We start from the raw sequence: 18,353 nt of genomic DNA, 5'->3' as shown, positions 1-18,353 counted from the left end.
TGTTCTAGTATGTCCTGCCAATGCAGGGAATATGTACTAGCACACGATAGGCGATACCCCTAATAATTTTGTCCTCTTAAATAGGCATGACTCTAAACATTGACGAATACAATCGAAAGCAGGAGGGGGACTTTGTTACGGAAAGGATGGAGAATCGGTTGAAGTTCATCTGGGGTAAAAAAGAACTGACGTTAATGATTATTCCGGGCGCCAACCGCCGAACCGTAAGAATCAAGCTTCCGCAGAGCAGTCTGTATATCGTGCCAAGTGTGATTCTGCTCGTCTTGATCGGATTTTTGGTGGCCATTCACTTGATGAACATCCATTTCCGTGAAACGAAAGACACCATGCAGCAGACGTTTGATGGACAAGAGAGGCAGCTAGTTGATCAAATTACGCTTAAAGATAGCGAACTGGAACAGCTTCAAAATAATTTGATCGACCTGTCACAGCAAGCCGACGACTTCAAGGGAAAGCTCGAAGAGATCAAAAAGCTGAATCATGTCGTTCAATTGATGAGTCAAACAGGAGGGACAAGCAAGAACTCGCAGCCTTCCGGAGTCACCACAGACGTCGGAGGCGAAGATGTGCCCGTCAGCTCCGAGCAGGTCTCGCAAATGGTAACTGATACCAAGCAGGATCTAACTTCTCTGGTAGGAGATATCAACGTCCTTCTTGCCGATTTGACCGAGTCGGAATCCAAGCTTCAGGAGGCGGAACGAATTCGAGAGATTACACCTACGCTGTGGCCAATCGATTCGCATACGATCACATCGGATTTTGGTGTGAGACGGGACCCGTTTACACAGAAGCCAACGATGCATACCGGTATTGATTTTGATGGGGAATTAAATGACCCTGTCTATGCTACAGCCGCAGGCAAAGTGATTGAAGCCGGATATGACGATCAGCATGGCAATCATATCATCATCGATCATTCACGTGGCCTACAAACCGAGTACATGCATATGAACAAGCTTCTCCTCAGACGCGGGGATACCGTGGTCAAAGGCCAGAAAATCGGACTTGTCGGAACAACCGGAAGAAGCACGGGAACTCATCTTCATTATGAAGTACATAGGAACGGTGTACAGATTAATCCTTATCCTTATCTTCTAACGAACAGAAAGGGTGATCGATGATGCTGGGCAGTAAAACCAATAAGATCGATGCGAAAACAACCGATACCTTGATCGGTGAAAGCACCATATGTGAAGGAAAAATCATGTCGGAAGCCAGTCTTCGTATCGAGGGACAGCTAAATGGGGATGTCGAGTGCGCGGGAGATATCACGGTAGGGGAAAATGCCGTTGTGCAGTCAAATATTAGCGCCCGGGATGTGCTCATAGCAGGCAAAGTAAAAGGGAATGTCCACTCCAAAGGCAAGCTCATTATCTCTAGTTCCGGTATCCTGATCGGAAATATTGATGTGCGTTCCTTTATCATTCAGGAGGGCGGAATTTTTCAAGGCAGCAGTACGATGAATCAAGGGCAGGCGGATCGGTCGAGCGGCAAGGTCATAGATGCCAAGGCGCATAAGCAGCAAAAAAACGAGCAGCAGGCCGCAAGCGGCAGCTGAGGAAAATAATCGTCTATAAAGAGTGAAGAGCTCCGTAGTTTTTAGGAGTAGCGAAGTAGCGAAGTAGGGAGTACTTAGAGAAAAGACGGCTTAGGCTTGTCATGGAAACAGTTTTCAAGGAATGAGATAAACGGCTTACTCCGCCCTTTAATGACGAGTACGTTTATAAAAAATGTAAGCCGAATTATGGAGTGAAACATATAAATTTGAACAAAGGAACCGTCAGACGTTATACACGTCATTACGGTTCCTTCTTAGTTAACGCCCCATAAACATTGGTTTGATTTGCTGGAGTACCAGCTTTACATCAGCAGCATCAAAGATGCCATCGCCAGTAAGATCAACACCGGTACCTTGAATCCATCGCAGCAGTTCCTCCACATGAATACCATCTTGATCCGTGTCCAATTCCAAAAGCTGCTCCTTCATCGCTTGGACCGCAGGTGAGCTTTCTATTGGGTCTGATGGGTCTGAAGGATCCGATGGTTCTGTCGGGTCCGTTGGGTCAGCCGGATCTGTCGGAGTAGAAGGGTCCTCGGGATCTGGGTCTGCTGCTGCTTCCAGTCTTGTAACCAGGATCGTGTACAGCTTCTCGCTGCCGTCCTCTGCGATCACCTTCAGCTTGATCGTGTTCAAGCCCACGTTCAGCGGTACGCTCGACGCTTCGCCGCTTACCACTTCCGTGTACTCCTCCGCATCGTTCACGAGCATCTGCACCTGCGCCGTCACATCCGCGACCGCCGGAAGGATGTCCAGGCTGCTCGTCGCGTTGCTCACATCCGCCAGCGTGAACGTGTCTTGGCCTCCCGACAGCAGTTCGTCCAAGCTCACTCCGCCCACACTTAGGTGGCCGAGGTCGAACAAGCTGCTCGCCAAGCGATTCACCAGGATCGTGTACAGCTTCTCATTGCCGTCCTCCGCGATCACCTTCAGCTTGATCGTGTTCAAGCCCACGTTCAGCGCCACGTTCGTCGCTTCTCCGCTTGCCACTTCCGTGTACTCTGCTGCGTCGTTCACGAGCATTTGCACCTGCGCCGTCACATCCGCGACCGCCGGCAGGATGTCCAAGCTGCTCGTCGCGTTGCTCACATCTGCCAGCGAGAACGTGTCTTGGCCTCCTGACAGCAGTTCGTCCAAGCTCTCTCCGCCTACGGTTAGGTGGCCGAGGTCGAACAAGCTGCTCGCCAAGCGATTCACCAGGATCGTGTACAGCTTCTCACTGCCGTCCTCTGCGATCACCTTCAGCTTGATCGTGTTCAAGCCCACGTTCAGCGGTACGCTCGACGCTTCTCCGCTTACCACTTCCGTGTACTCCGCTGCATCGTTCACGAGCATCTGCACCTGTGCCGTCACATCCGCAACTGCTGGAAGGATGTCCAGGCTGCTCGTCGCGTTGCTCACATCCGCCAGCGTGAACGTGTCTTGGCCTCCCGACAGCAGTTCGTCCAAGCTCTCTCCGCCCACGCTCAGGTGGCCAAGATTGAACAAGCTGCTCGCCAAGCGATTCACCAGGATCGTGTACAGCTTCTCACTGCCGTCCTCCGCGATCACCTTCAGCTTGATCGTGTTCAAGCCCACGTTCAGCGGTACGCTCGACGCTTCGCCGCTTACCACTTCCGTGTACTCCGCCGCATCGTTCACGAGCATCTGCACCTGCGCCGTCACATCCGCAACCGCTGGAAGGATATCCAGGCTGCTCGTCGCGTTGCTCACATCTGCCAGCGAGAACGTGTCTTGGCCTCCTGACAGCAGTTCGTCCAAGCTCTCTCCGCCTACGGTTAGGTGGCCGAGGTCGAACAAGCTGCTCGCCAAGCGATTCACCAGGATCGTGTACAGCTTTTCACTGCCGTCCTCCGCGATCACCTTCAGCTTGATCGTGTTCAAGCCCACGTTCAGCGGTACGCTCGACGCTTCTCCGCTTACCACTTCCGTGTACTCCGCTGCATCGTTCACCAGCATCTGCACCTGTGCCCTCACATCCGCAACTGCTGGAAGGATGTCCAGGCTGCTCGTCGCGTTGCTCACATCTGCCAGCGTAAACGTGTCTTGGCCTCCCGACAGCTGCTGATCCAAGCTCACTCCGCCCACACTTAGGTGGCCGAGATCGAAGAAGCTGCTCGCCAAGCGATTCACCAGGATCGTGTACAGCTTCTCGCTGCCATCCTCCGCGATCACCTTCAGCTTGATCGTGTTCAAGCCCACGTTCAGCGGTACGCTCGACGCTTCTCCGCTTGCCACTTCCGTGTACTCCGCCGCATCGTTCACGAGCATCTGCACCTGCGCCGTCACATCCGCAACCGACGGAAGGATGTCCAGGCTGCTCGTCGCGTTGCTCACATCCGCCAGGGTGAACGTGTCTTGGCCTCCCGACAGCTGCGGATCCAAGCTCACCCCACCTACGGTTAGGTGGCCGAGGTCGAACAGGCTGCTCGCCAAGCGGTTCACCAGGATCGTGTACAGCTTCTCGCTGCCGTCCTCCGCGATCACCTTCAGCTTGATCGTGTTCAAGCCCACATTCAGCGGTACGCTCGACGCTTCTCCGCTTGCCACTTCCGTGAACTCTTCCGCGTCGTTCACGAGCATCTGCACCTGCGCCGTCACATCCGCAACTGCTGGAAGGATGTCCAGGCTGTTCGTCGCGTTACTCACATCTGCCAGCGTGAACGTGTCTTGGCCTCCCGTTAGCTGCTGATCCAAGCTCACCCCGCCCACGCTTAGGTGGCCGAGGTCGAAAATGCTGCTCGCTGCGCGTACAACTTTCAAGACGTAATGCCCAGCAGCGGCTCCAACATCAAAAGGAAGAACATCAATCGGAATCAGGTTTTCTCCGACCTGGAGCGGAATCTCTCCCGATTGAACCGCATTCGTTACACTCGTGCTGTTCACCTGTAAGGAAGCCGCCGGATCATCAAGTGCACCTGTCAAATGGACGCTGGTCGTGCTATTTGGCACATTGGCTGTGTATGTATGTTCAGAAGAGCTGAACGGTTTGTCAAAACTAATACCTTCTCCAAGCTGCAAGCTTTTCAGCAAATTATCATCCGGATTCGGATAGTACACATCGATATCGTAGGTCTTTTGATTTAAGATCGAAAGCTGCAAAATATCCAACGGATCCAATACAGTCACTCGAAATTTAAAAGCATTATGACCCCGATTGATTCCGATGTATCCCGTAGACGTCCAATCCGGCAGAATTATCCATGAGCCAAGGTTCATGGAGTATTCTAGTGTAGATAATAGGTTTGCTTTCTTAGCTGCTGTATAATATTGGGCGGGCTGCGAGCTCGGAATAACAACCTGATAGCCCGTGTAAGTCGTAGCGTTGAACACCGGCGTTAACAAGCCTGCCCCCTGGGATATGGTTGTTAAATCAGCGTTCGTGTCCACATCCTCCGCTCTGCTGACAGCAGGCCATTGCGCACATAACAAAAGGACTAACAAGCTGCCGGCTAACACTTTGTTGGAACCCATAACGTTCTCCTTTTCCTTAAAACAACTCTCTCCATATCGACATAAGATCGTTTCTAGTCTATGGATTTGTACAAGTATTGTACCACAGATAGAGTCAAATTTTGTCGAATATTGAAATAAAATATTAAAATTAACACAAAAAAGCTGGCTGCCTCCTGGGCAACCAGATCCTCCGTTACTTGCCTTGTTTCACTTCCTCCAACAAAGACAGGTCAACAAACTGGCTTAAATCAAGGTCTTCTTTTCGAACATCCTTGATATAACGGGCGTCGATGGATACCCGGGTCATCTCTTCCATGACTTTTACATCTATATCCGGCGTTAGCTTTAAGCGTGAAATGGACGCTTTGATTAAAGCTTTATCCAGTCCTTTGCCGCTGAATTTTTTCAATTCATTGTTAATCAGTTCATAGGACTTGTCTGGCTGCTCCTTCATAAAAGCAATCGCTTCAAGATTCGCTCGAACCGCTCCTTTGACCATGTCCCTCTGTCCCTTCAGGAATTGGTCGCTCGCAACCATGATAACAGTTGGATAATCGCCATGATTCGGCGGAATTTGATCCCAATCTACCACGATATGGCCTACGCCCGCCTTTTCAATTTGGGTCCCCCAAGGCTCGGGAACGAGCGCAGCGTCGATCTCCTTTTGCCGGAACGATATGAGCGTATCCGAGGGAGAGCGAACAATGAGGTGAGCGCTGCCTTCACTCTTGCCGACAGGCACTCCTGCCTGCTGAAGCAGCATGCGCAGCGAGATATCGTTCGTATTGCCTTTCGACGGTATAGCAACCGTCTTATCGGCCAAATCTTTCACGCTGTTAACGTTCGAGCCATTGCTTGCAACCAGCACAGCGCCTCCGTTATTGGAGCCCGACACAACGCGATAATTCTTGCTTTTCAAATAAAACGTAGTCGCCGGACCCGGACCTACGAAGCCAATATCAATATCTCCCGTCGCCATAGCAATCGAAAGGTCAGAGCCGTTATCAAAAGCCGTAACCTCAATTTCGACGTCATCGCCCCAAGCTTGCTTGAAGTAGCCGTTCTCCAGCGCAATATACGCGGCAGCGTGGGTTACATTTTTGAAGACCCCCAGCCTGACTTTCTTCGCTTTCCCGTTCGGACCTACCGCTATTTCACCGCATGCCGTCATCATCCATGAAGCGATCAGCAGCATCGTTAACATCCATGCCATTCTTCTCATCGCGTGTGCTCCTGTCATGATTTCGACCCGGCTAAGCCGTATCGCTCCAGCACTTTATCTTCCAGCCTCTTGAAGCAGAAATGGTCCGACAACGTGCCCAGGACAGCAATCATAATGACAATACACAGCATAAGCGGTGTATCGCCTAAGTTACGCCCATCCTGCAGAAGCTGACCTAAGCCGACTCCCTTAGCAATCAGTTCCCCTGCTACCAGAGCTCTCCAGGCGAAAGCCCAACCCGTCCTCAGGCCGTTAATCAAATAAGGGAACGCCGCAGGAATCATCACTTGAATAAACAGTTTGAAGCCATTACCGGTCCCCATCGTTTGCGCGGCGCGCAGGTAGATCGGCGGGATATTCTTGATTCCGGTGCGGCTGGAGAGCGCCATGGTCCAGGTTGCGCCGAGAGCAGTAATAAAGATAACGGAGGTTTCGTTAAGACCGAACCAAATAATAGCAAAAGGGAGCCAAGCGATACTGGGTATTGTCTGCAAGGCTACTACCACAAAGCCAATGGTATCGTCGAGCAGCCTGTAACGGGCGAATAAAAATCCGAGCGTCGTGCCGACCACGGTAGAAATCACAAAGGAAACGATCAGTCTGATCATGCTTGCTATCGTCGCTTGCAGCAGTTCTCCATGTACATAACCATCATAGAACGCCTGTAAGGTCTGCGTTACCGAAGGAAATTTCCATCCCCAGCCGAAAATTCTAAATCCCGCCTCCCATGCTATCAGCAGCAGTACCAGAAAAATCGTTCTTCTTAATGCTGTACTCATCGCCGGTTTCCTCCCTTACTACTTTTTCGAGTTCATCGGCGAGCGCAGCCATAATCGAATTTTCCACGTGATGCAGGACCGAATCTGCACTATCTCGGGGCCTTGCTGCTTTTACGGTGAACTCCTTCTTGATCTTGCCGGGCCTCGTAGACATGACAACTACCCGGTCGGAGAGAATGACGGCTTCGCGAATATTGTGCGTAATGAATAGCACCGTTTTCCCCGTACGCATCCAAATCTCTTCCAACTCTTTATGCAAAATGAGCCGGGTCTGCTCATCCAGCGCTGCAAACGGCTCATCCATCAGCAAAATTTCCGGGTCCATCGCCAACGCGCGGGCAATCGCCGCACGCTGCCTCATACCGCCGGACAGCTCATGCGGATACCGGTCGGCAAACCGGCTGAGATGAACCGCTTTGATCTGCTCCATCGCCATCTCCTGGCGTTCCTTCTTGGCGATCCCCTTCTGCTTCAAGCCGAAAGCAACATTGTCCAGCACCGTTAGCCAAGGGAAGAGGCCATGCTCTTGAAAAACGACAACGCGATCCGCGCCTGGTCCCTTCACTTTCTTGCCGTTCACCTCAATGGTCCCCTCGCTGAAGGTTTCGAATCCCGCTACAAGGTTGAGCACCGTTGATTTGCCGCAGCCCGAAGGTCCCAGCAGGGAGACGAACTCGCCCTTTTTGATCGTAAGTGACACGTTATCCAGCGCTTTATATTGGCCGCCTACACGCTGTACGAAAGTTTTGCTTACATCCTCAATTTTAATCAAATCTTATTCCTCCGTTCGTACGGGCCCCGTTCTTTTGAAAGCAAGGCAACAAATACCCCACTTTTATACCTAGCCGCCTACAGCCAGTTTTAGACCGGATAACACCAGTCCGATCAAAAATCCGCAGATCGCACCGTTTACACGAATCCACTGCAAGTCTTTGCCGACCTTGTCTTCCATCATGCTGATCAGCGTTTCATTGTCGAGCTTATCCAAATTATCCTTGACCAATTGCCCGATCTTGCTATGATTTCGCTCCAAGTATCCGGTTATCTGATTGCTGATCCACTTCTCGCCCTTCTCCATACGATCCGCATCGGATTTAAGGGATTCGATTAGCTTGGAGGCAAGCGGCACCACATGCTTGGCAATAAAATCAGGCTGTTCTACTACCGTAACAACCTTCTCCTTCAAGCGGTGAAGCAGGGCAGACACCTTTTCTTCCATAGAAACAAGCTCCGGCAGCCGCTCCTTCAAACGGTTTAGCTCCCCAATCAGCTTCTCATTCGTGTCCAGCTTGCCAAGCTCCTGCTTGAAATAGCCCAGCACGGCCTCGCGGCGCGGATGCTTCTGCGTCCGCATCTGCTCAATGTACGACAAAATGAAATTTTGCAGGATACCGCCAATCTTCTCTTCACTGAGCATACCGATGAAAGCATTCACCGCAAACGCCATAAATCCGTTGGATTGCAGCCCTTCAAAGGCTTTGATCGCCATCGTTCCCAGTTGATCCCGGGTTGCTGTCTTCACAGCCCAAGCCTCCGCTTTGTCCAACACAAAATCAAACGCTTTACCGTCATATCCATTATCTGTAATATGCCCGATCGTTGATCGTATCAGCTGAGCGGTATCGATATTCCCAATTACCTTACGCAGTTCCTCAACGAGCAGCGGTGTGAGCTTGTCCACGTCGATCGCTTGGATCGCCTGCAAGATGACTCTTGACAGTCCCTTGTGCAGGGCTTCATTCTGCAGCTGGCCCTCCGCCAGCTCCAGTCCGCGCTCAAGAAAATGAATCTGCTGCAGCCTCGCGCGAATCGTTTCTTTGGACAGCAGCTCATTTTCTACCGTGGAAACGAGTGCTTTCGTAATTTTCTCCCGGTTCTTAGGCAGCAAGGCTGTATGCGGAATCGGCAGGCCTAACGGGTGCCGGAAGAGTGCACTGACGGCAAACCAGTCGGCCAAACCGCCGACCACGCCTGCTTCGAATCCTCCCTGCAAAAATGCGCCCCAAGCCGCTGAAGTGAACGGCATCGTCGCCAAAAAGCCTGCACCCATGACACCTAACGACACTGTTGCGATATATTTGGCTTCTTTTTTCATCGTTGTTCGACAACTCTTTCTCTATTAGGAATTTTTCTTTGTCCTCTATTCTAACACAAATCATGCTGCAAAGATTACAAAGGGAGTCTCCCTATGCAAAAGAGGCTCTCCCTGGCAATCAGCCGCGGGAAAGCCTATTCATATTATGGAAACAACGGAAATAACTCACGTAGATAATCTCTTCGTCCATGCAAAATACGGTGATTGAAATAAAATAACATCCCATTCTACACTCGAATACAATCTTCATGATCTGCTACTTAATCCGAATGTCATAAGGCTGACGAATATAACCAGGATAACTATAAATCGTGAATGTCAGGGGCTGTTGATAGGCTTTGTTCTCGATATAGAACAAGTCGTGCTGTACGTCAGGCTGGGATGAAGACGAATACCCGCTCACAGTCTCCCCCTTGAGTGCAGCTTCGTTATAGTTCTGTCCGCCTGCATCCACAAACCCATTTTCAAACAAGCTGTACATCATGTGATCTTCAGCATCCAACCCGCTAATGGCAAAATCCAGTTTCGTGTATTCATTCGTAGAAGTAACGTCGTGCAGTGCGATTTTATCATCGGGCGCTTCCAGCACTTGTTTCGTCTCCGTGTTCACCTTGACCGTCATCTGATCTTTATCCAGTGCGCGGAACCAAGTTCCTTCTACGTGCAAAGAGGAGGGCTTGATGAAATACGGACTCTCAAAATTATAGACCGGATGATCCTTCGTTACACTTGCCGAAGTATTGTTCCAAATTCGTCCCTCGTCATCGACTAACCAGATATCTCCCGCTCCAAAAATTTGCTTCGTATTGTCCGCACCATAATCCATATACAAGGATACGTGAAGCGGAGATACGACCGCCTTCGTGAAGGAGACGGCTTGCCCCTCGACCTGAATCGTTTGGTTGATGTCATATTCTTGCCGAAGTCCCGCGAATTTCGCCTGGTCAATCGGAATGCGCAGCTCATACTTCGTTCCTTCATCCCTCGCTAGGTCCAGCTCAAAACTATCATCCGTACCTGCTTGTAAGGATTTGGCTCGTTCAGACGAAAGTGACGGTTCAGGTCTAATCAGGTTTACTTGAAAAGTAACCTCGTCTGGAAATACAGCATCCTTGGCTAAATGAAAATCTGCCGTTCCGCGTTGAATACCTGAAGAAAAGTCGTCTTGCTTCGCTTCGTCAGGGTAGTTAAATCCAATACTTGCCAGAAGAGGCTGGCCCGAGGCATCCAATAAACTCGGCTGATCTAGTTGAACAGTTGTCCCCTTCACCTGATCCGGCAGCTCGATCTCATAAAACATCACCATTCTGGCATCATCTGCGATAATGCCCTGCACCGTCAGCTTCACGCCGTCATGCTCATCCGACACTTGAACCGGCTGCACAAAATCGTGATCGACAGCGAGCTGAATCCCTTTATCCATGTTATGGGAAATCAAATCAACGAATCTTTCAAACCCGGGGATGTCCCGAACCATCGCGGCAAAAACCGGAGATACCCGAATCGTAAACAAACAGGCCGCAAAAAGCAGACAAGCTGCGGCTAGGCCCCCTATTCGGCGTCTAACAAGCTTACGGCCGTGCATTTGCTTCATCTGCGCTTGCCAGATCCCCTCGGATATCGCAGCATCGACCTTTTCCGATAATTCCAACGACATGTCTGTATCCTGTGGATTATACATGCTCACCCTCCTTCCGAAATGTATTCCTCAGCTGCTGTAACGCTTTGTTCAGCCAAGTTTTCACAGTTCCCTCCGGCTTTTCGAGCAGGCTGGCAATTTCCGTCAAGGTCAAGTCCTCATAATACTTCAGGATGATGATGTGTCTCAGCTTTGGCGCAAGCCGATCGATGGCCATTTGCAGGCTAAGCTTATCGTCGAGTGCCAAATCTGCTGCAAGCGGCTCCGGTAAATGAAATAGCGGGAGCATGTTACGCTTGCGTTTTTGTTCGTCAATGCAATAGTTAATCAAAATACGAATAAACCAAGTGTGAAAATATCGCGGTTCCTTCAATTTACTCAGCTTCAAGTAGGCCCGGCAGGTCGTTTCCTGAATGGCTTCCAATGCATCTATTTCATTCTTTAAATAAGCGTACGCAATCGAATACAATCTTTGTTTGTCGGCACTGACTAGCTGCTGAAAGGCTTCCGTATCACCTATTTGGGCCGCCCTCACTTTCTCTTCTGTCGACAACTCCTCGCCCCTTTCCTCATGCCCCCATTAGACTGTGGAACGGTTCAAATGGTTTTGGGTGGGAGTAATTTTTTTTTGAAACTGTGCGGTTTGCTTTGAAGAAGGTAAGGTTGTTCTGTTCATTTTGAAGGCCGAACTCCAATAAAAAAGAGGCCGTTCACACTGACAAAAAGTGCAAACAACCTCTTCGGTTTAAGATACATGTACTTGCTTAGCAAAAACTACGAGCCGCTGTTTATTCGAATACAAAGGATGACACGTAAGCAGCGTTACGATCGATTCCCCTTCGACCGGATCAAGCACGCTGAAATCCGTCGGTGTCACGATCTTTTTACGGAGTACCTGGTACGTGAGTGTTTGTTCACGGGTCTGGATCGTAAATTGATCGTTTTCCTTAAGCTCATCCAGCCTGTTAAAAAACTTGCCGAAGGTATTGGAACGATGGCCCGCAATCATATAATTTTGCCCAGTGATACCAAGCTCACCGCTCTCCGAAAAATGTCCCACTGCAAACCGAAGCTGCTCAGCATCCGTTCCCTCGACGATGGGAACCTCCAGATGAATCTCCGGAATCGTAAGTATGCCCAGTGTCCGGTCATCATCAGGCACTTCCGGAGCAGCCTGCTTGGCTTCAAGCTGCCCCGGCTGCTGTTGCTGCGGCACCGATTGCGTGGAATCGATCTCCGCATCCATCTGCGTTTCGGCTAAATGATTCCCAGTCTGCTCTTTGCCCATCTCTGCTGCCAAAGCTTGGAAGGCCGCGATCCGCTCATCGGTATGCATGCGCTCCGCTAGCACAAGTCCGCCATACACGGCAAAAGATAACAACCCTAGCGCCAGAAACAACCAGCTCCACTTACGCATCCGGCCGCTCGTCTTTTCGTTTGCGTCTCAGGAAGAAGCCTAGAGCGCTGAAGAAGGCTCCGGATACAAGCAGCAGACTGCGATCCATAGCCGAGCCTGTCACCGGAAGCTTACGAACGGCTTGACCCGTACCAGGTTTTGCTTCGGCATCGCCTTTACTGCTATTCGGCAATGCTTGGGCCTCTCCGGTTCCACCGTTTACTGTGGCATCATTGCCTTGGGTCACCGGTTGCTCTGAAGAGCCGCTCTCGGTTGACGGATCAGGCTTAACAGGCTCCGTCGGTACGGAAGCTTTATCTGGCTTGGCAATGACACCTATACTTACTTTCGTTTTCAATTGATGGTCCAATTCATCTTTGACAACAATGATAAACGAGTCTGTGCCTTGATAGTCTTTGTTCGGTGTATAAATCCATGAGCCGTCATCTTTCAAATCAACCTTGCCGTTAACTGCCGGGGTCTCGATTTTGTAGGTTAGTGTTTCCCCCATATTCACGGTCGTTACTTTGCCGCTTACAGGGGATTCTACGGTCGTTATTTTTGCAGTAGGAGATGTAATGGCAGGCAAATTCTCCGTCGGTACAGGCGCTGGCGTCGATGGTACATAGCTAGACCCTGACGATGGAGCTGCCGGCACAATAGGAACCATTGAGAAGCTATGCTCCACGATCGTATTGCCGACATGAATGTAACCGCCCCTGATATAGCTGTCATCGATTGTACGATCCGTCATGTCCTGTCTGCTGTCATACGTTACATAGCCTGATTTTTCAGCAATAATATAGTAATCCTTATTTGGAAAAACCATCCAAGCGTACGAACCACCGTCTTTCGTCATTTGCGGATCCACGTTATCGTTAGGCTTAAATCCAGGTAGAACAGGCAAAGGAACAATTGTATTGGTATCCTTAAAATACAGCGTCACCTTCACGCCATCGATCGGATTACCCGTTGCTGCGTCTGTTACAACCCCATACGGGTCAATTAAGGAAGTCTGAAGGGATACCTCTCCCTCATTATTAACCTTAACGTTCATCGTTTTACCTGCAAGAACTTGACCGTCAGGCAGCGTGACCCCGAAATTGACTGTGTATTCCTTGCCTTTCTGCGCACCTGTGATCGTAAAGGCGCCGTCCTTATCGATTTTGATCTGAACGTTTCCCGTCTCATCATCAGCTACTACAGCGCTTAGTTGTACTTTGGCTTCCGAACCGCCTTCTGCCGGAGTCTCATCTTGATTGTAAAGGTCCATAAAGTCATTCATTTTCTTTACTGTATTCGTGGTATGATCCACGGCTAGAAGCTGACCGGTAATGATTTTATCGGAATAGTAGTCCTCGCTCTTCCCGTTAAACTTCTCAACAACAGCCTGCTGCTTGATATCTACAGGTATCGTCATACCGTCTTTGGTAATGGTCGTATGAATGACAGGCGTATATACATAATTTCCGCGCGGTACGATAATGCTGTATTTCCCGTAAGTATCCGTCGTAACCGTAGCTGCAAAATCAACGACACCGTCTTTGTCAAAGTCCTCGCTTACATCCACGATAGCGCCAATGACCGGTAAACCGGTCTCACCATTGATAACAATTCCGTTAATCGTCGACGGCATGAAATACATCGTAATGCTACCTTCAGCAAATAAGTCGTTAGCAGGATCATTCACCACAGCCTTAACCTGCTTAAGCACAGGTACGGTCGTCTCGATGGCTGGCGAAGTCAATCTTACAATCGCTTTACCGCTGCCGTCAGTTGTAGCACGAATCTTCTTCTTATCGGGATTCGCTGAGCTGTTGAAGGTGCCGTCTTCTGCTTCAAACTCAACATCTACAAAAGAAAGAGGCGTTCCGTCCTGATAGGTTAGCAGTGCTGTGAGATCCGATGTTTTTTCGCCGTCCGCAAGAATTTGCTGCGGATCTGCCGAAAGCGTCAGCTGCAGCTGCTTGTGCGCGATCTCCACTTTATTGACCGATGAAGCGAACCCGCCGTTTCCGTCACTCACGGTTATCGTAAAGAAATCCGTCCCGACAAAGCCTGGTGCAGGCGTGTATGTCCAGTCACCATAAGTGCTGTTCGTAACCGTTACCGTGCCATGGCTCGGCCAACCGGCCACCGAGTATGTGAGATCATCCTTATCTTCGTCATGCCCTTCCACTCTATGGCTGATCGGCATGTTCATCAAAGTCGACCACTCATAATTAGGAGCCGTCGGCGGATGATTCGGATAGGACTGTCCGCTCGGAGGCGTTACCGTAATCGAGACAATAGAATTGGCCGTACCTCCCTTGCCATCCGTAACCTCGACAATAAAGTGATCAATACCTGTAAACGATGAGTTTGGCGTATAAGTCCAGTCCGTATAGGTCGAATAAGTGACAGTCGTGACCGTTCCATAGTAGGGGCCTTGATTCGTGAGCAGATTGAAAATGACATCGTCTCCATCCGGGTCTGCGGCGATAATCCTCCCTAACACCGGCGTTACATTGTCCGTTAATGCTGTATAATTCGGTACCACCGGATTTTGGTTATCTGTTGTTACCGTAATGGTAACCGTCGCAGTCGCCGTTCCGCCGTGACTGTCGCTAGCCGTAACCTCAAAACTGTCTTCCCCAAAGTAATTCGTATTTGGCGTGTACATGTAGCTACCGTCTGTTAGAACGGTCGCCGTACCATGCTGCGGCAAACTACCTAGCGCGAACGTTAAGGTATCGTTGTCCGGGTCGCTGCCTGTGACCTTGCCGCTAATCGATGTATTCTGCGGCATCGTCTTCTTATCTCCGCTCACTGCAGGCGGATCATTCACCGGCGTTACGGTTATGGTAACCGCTGCAACCGCCTGCCCCCCGTGTCCATCGCTTATGATGAGATCAAAGCTATCAGGCCCGTTAAAGTCAGGGTTCGGCGTATAGGTATAGGAACCATCTGCATGAACCGTTACCGTCCCGTGCTGCGGGCTATTGTCCGGGTCAAGGGTAAACTGTAAGACATCTTCGTCATCCGCATCCTGCCCCGTAACCTTGCCATTCACTTTCATATCTTCAAGAGTAACCTTGCTGTCACCAGTCGCTGTCGGCACATCGTTCACCGGTGTTACCGTAATCTCAGCTGTAACGACCAACGGCTCATCTTCACCGTTAGCAACAATCACCTGGAAGCTGTCCGGTCCATGGTAGTTCGCATTCGGCGTATACGTGTAGCTGCCGTCTGATTTCAAATCTACTGTACCATGCTGCGGCTTGTGCGCAGGGTCCAGCGTGTAGACCAGCGTTCCTCCGTCTACGTCGTTTCCAGTCACAGCTCCGTCTACTGCCGTGTCCTCCGGCGTCGTTCGGCTGTCTCCTGCTGCCGTGGGCGCATCGTTCTCCGGCGTTACGGTGATCGCAACAGTCGCATTCGCCTGACCACCTTGTCCATCACTCACGATCACCTGGAAGCTATCCGGTCCGTTGTAATTCGCATTCGGCGTGTACGTATAGCTGCCGTCTGACTTCAAATCTACCGTACCATGCTGCGGCTTGTTCGCAGGGTCCAGCGTGTAGCTCAGTGTTCCTCCGTCTACATCGCTTCCCGTCACAGCTCCATCTACCGCCGTATCCTCCGGCGTCGTCCGGTTGTCTCCTGCTGCCGTAGGCGCATCGTTCACCGGCGTTACCGTGATCGTGACCGGCGCATTTACCTTTCCACCGTCACCGTCATCTACGATCACCTGAAAGCTGTCCGGTCCGCTGTAGTTCGCATTCGGCGTATACGTATAGCTGCCGTCTGATTTCAAATCTACCGTACCATGCTGCGGCTTGTTCGCAGGGTCCAGCTTGTAGAGCAGCGTTCCTCCGTCTACGTCATTTCCCGTCACAGCTCCGTCTACTGCCGTGTCCTCCGGCGTCGTTCGGCTGTCTCCTGCTGCCGTGGGCGGTCTATTTGTGATGGTAACCGTCACTGTTGATGTCGCCGTACCACCGCGCCCATCCGTTACATCGACAGTAAACTGATCACTTCCCAAATAGGAAGCATTCGGCGTGTATTCCCATTGTCCATTAGCATTCACGGTAACAGAGCCATATTCAGCATCGGAATGCAGTGAATAAGTTAACGTATCTGAATCCGGGTCAAGGCCGGTCACCGTGCCTGTTATCTTGGTTATTCTGTCCGTGTCTTTACTGTCATTACCGGTTGTTGGAGCATGATTCGGCTGATATCCGATAGCACCAAAAGAGTAAGATCCTGATACATCCGCTTTACTCTGAACGGCATTAGAGGTCGTCAGCTTATAGCCTGCCAGAGCAGGGTCGTTCTCTTTTACAGATATCTCTACTTGGCCCGGAGCCACATGAGCTGTGTAAGTCCCGTTGGAGTCGGTCACTACATCCTGTTCAACCCCCAGACTATCCTTCACGTGTATAGAAATGCCGGCAAAACCCGCATCGCCCGTACTATTGCCGTCTCCATTCGTATCACTGAACACCTTGCCGCTGATTGTACCATCAATCACATACAATTCTGTGGACACTGCTGCACCGGGAACATAAGTCCATGTGTCAATACCCTTAAAATCACCGTAACTGCCGGAATATTTCTGAGCGCCATTAGAGCTATCCACGCCGCCTATCGCGCTGCGCGGATTCGGAGCCGTCTCTCCGCTGGCGGCATCCAGATTCACATTACCGGCTTGCGTCTTATAGTTAGCATCATTATAAAAAACCGTATTCACGTTCATACCATTTAAATACGTAGATGGGTTTGCGGGAGAAATCAATTTGATTTTGATCCCATTAGGGTTGCTTTCCACATCCAGCATAGGAAAATGATACTCCCCGCCCTTCATTCTGATCTGCACTTGGTAGGGTTGATTGCCCGGGCGTGCCGGAAGCACTGCGCCATTCTGATCCTTGCCGTCCCAGAGGACCGTATTGGTCCCCTGCTTGGCAATATCCTCGATGACCAGATCGTCCGACAAAGTAAAGTTACCATCAGGCTTCCCGTCTGCACCATTTGTATCAACAATAATCATATAACTGGTCAGATCATCCGCATCAAAGGTGAACGTGCCACCTTGACCGACGAACGTTTTGTTCCCCAGCGCAGTCTCTTTGCCAGTGAAACCAACCTGTTTCGCAGTTTCCGGCGTAACAGGCGTGGTTTGAATTCCTGCTTCGCTCAGCTCAGGATCCGGCACATTCAAAAACACGCGATGAGTAGTATCCGTTTCCGTATCCCCAACCAGATGATAAATTCCATTTGCATCTTTGTAGGTAGGACTTTGTACAGCCGTGTTTCCAATAAAGCTGCTTAACGTATTGTCCGTACCGGCATCCGTGGAATGATAAAGCGTGCTGCCGTCATTCTTATCTATATATCCGCGATTATTGGACATGAAGATAAACCCGTATGGATCCATGCCATTCAGAGATGTCTTATATTCATAACCATCCTTGGTCAAAATGTACAAATCGGAATTCAAGGATTTGGAATTACTTCCCATATTCATAGAAATATATTCGTTATACACCCGGCCGTCTTTAATCTCAGATCCGTTTTTAACGGTAATATCCCATGCAGCGACAGCATGTCCCTGTTCTACCGATGCGTCTAATACAGTTGCAGAAGAAGCTTTCGGATTGGTAGCTCCACTGGCATTACTATGAAACTCGACTTCCCAAATACCGCTTTGGTCATCGGCAACTGTAATCTTATAAGGCGTATACCCGCCTGCTGCCGGAGCTGGGCCTGCTTTTTCCTTATCGATTGTGTTGATAAAACCTTCCCCTGATGTTTTCACATCGAACGAATACTCCTGGCCGTTAGGATCTCTTACCACAATGTCGTTATTATCTTTAGCCCCTGTTACACTGGAGCCCAAATTAATCGTTTCACCCGCCTTGGCGTATACCTTCCAAATATTTTTGCGGGGAATTCCTGCAATGGTATTGTTCGGATCCCACTCCACATAGGGGCGATCTCCGCCATTGGCTATTAAATTTCTGCTTCCTTCCGCATGTGCAGTAACCGCAGGCAGAGCAAAAACCATCGCTCCGATGATCCCGGCCGATAGGGCAACACGTTCCATAGATTTGTTTCTCGAACCAATCATGGTCAATGTGCGCCGCATGCGCTTATTAGTAGCAGCATTCCTACTTGTTCGAATGGTAATCCGCTCCTTTATATG

The 18,353-nt window shown here is 50.3% G+C and carries 11 protein-coding genes; 2 read left to right on the top strand and 9 right to left on the bottom strand.

Annotation, left to right across the window (positions count from 1 at the left end):
• The first annotated feature begins 158 nt into the window (after nucleotides 1-158).
• Complete coding sequence (locus tag L0M14_RS02925; protein WP_235120661.1) at nucleotides 159-1,142, top strand: M23 family metallopeptidase; 984 nt, start codon at nucleotides 159-161, stop codon at nucleotides 1,140-1,142.
• A complete protein-coding gene (locus L0M14_RS02920) occupies nucleotides 1,139-1,579 on the top strand; it encodes a bactofilin family protein (RefSeq protein WP_235120654.1) in 441 nt (146 codons plus the stop codon). Before L0M14_RS02925 ends, L0M14_RS02920 begins: the two co-directional genes overlap by 4 nt.
• Nucleotides 1,580-1,837: 258 nt before the next feature.
• Here L0M14_RS02920 and L0M14_RS02915 read toward each other — a convergent pair whose 3' ends face one another.
• The 9 genes from L0M14_RS02915 to L0M14_RS02875 form a co-directional block, all read right to left on the bottom strand.
• Nucleotides 1,838-5,053, bottom strand: coding sequence for a cadherin-like beta sandwich domain-containing protein (locus tag L0M14_RS02915; protein WP_235120652.1), 3,216 nt, complete (start codon nucleotides 5,051-5,053; stop codon nucleotides 1,838-1,840).
• A gap of 175 nt (nucleotides 5,054-5,228) precedes the next feature.
• Nucleotides 5,229-6,257: an ABC transporter substrate-binding protein gene (locus L0M14_RS02910; RefSeq protein ID WP_235120641.1), complete on the bottom strand. Its 1,029-nt coding sequence runs from the start codon at nucleotides 6,255-6,257 to the stop codon at nucleotides 5,229-5,231.
• 14 nt (nucleotides 6,258-6,271) lie between these two features.
• Entirely contained in the window at nucleotides 6,272-7,036 is a 765-nt protein-coding gene (locus L0M14_RS02905) for an ABC transporter permease (RefSeq protein WP_235120640.1), read from the bottom strand.
• Nucleotides 6,969-7,808, bottom strand: a complete 840-nt coding sequence (locus tag L0M14_RS02900; RefSeq protein ID WP_235120638.1) for an ABC transporter ATP-binding protein — start codon at nucleotides 7,806-7,808, stop codon at nucleotides 6,969-6,971. The genes L0M14_RS02905 and L0M14_RS02900 overlap by 68 nt, the downstream gene beginning before the upstream one ends.
• Nucleotides 7,809-7,877: 69 nt before the next feature.
• The gene (locus L0M14_RS02895; protein WP_235120637.1) at nucleotides 7,878-9,131 is read right to left on the bottom strand and encodes a DUF445 domain-containing protein; all 1,254 of its coding nucleotides are present in this window, start codon (nucleotides 9,129-9,131) and stop codon (nucleotides 7,878-7,880) included.
• 256 nt (nucleotides 9,132-9,387) lie between these two features.
• Nucleotides 9,388-10,812, bottom strand: coding sequence for a DUF4179 domain-containing protein (locus tag L0M14_RS02890; protein ID WP_235120636.1), 1,425 nt, complete (start codon nucleotides 10,810-10,812; stop codon nucleotides 9,388-9,390).
• Nucleotides 10,805-11,323 carry a sigma-70 family RNA polymerase sigma factor gene (locus L0M14_RS02885; protein ID WP_235120634.1) on the bottom strand — a complete coding sequence of 173 codons (519 nt, stop codon included), beginning with the start codon at nucleotides 11,321-11,323 and terminating at the stop codon, nucleotides 10,805-10,807. The genes L0M14_RS02890 and L0M14_RS02885 overlap by 8 nt, the downstream gene beginning before the upstream one ends.
• A gap of 192 nt (nucleotides 11,324-11,515) precedes the next feature.
• Entirely contained in the window at nucleotides 11,516-12,187 is a 672-nt protein-coding gene (locus L0M14_RS02880; RefSeq protein ID WP_235120633.1) for a class D sortase, read from the bottom strand.
• Nucleotides 12,180-18,254 carry an Ig-like domain-containing protein gene (locus L0M14_RS02875; protein WP_235120631.1) on the bottom strand — a complete coding sequence of 2,025 codons (6,075 nt, stop codon included), beginning with the start codon at nucleotides 18,252-18,254 and terminating at the stop codon, nucleotides 12,180-12,182. Before L0M14_RS02875 ends, L0M14_RS02880 begins: the two co-directional genes overlap by 8 nt.
• Nucleotides 18,255-18,353: the final 99 nt, after the last annotated feature.

This window comes from Paenibacillus hexagrammi (assembly GCF_021513275.1).
Classification (GTDB): Bacteria; Bacillota; Bacilli; order Paenibacillales; family NBRC-103111; genus Paenibacillus_E; species Paenibacillus_E hexagrammi.
Note: the sequence above shows the minus strand (reverse complement) of the source record. Positions and strands in the feature narration are given on the sequence as shown.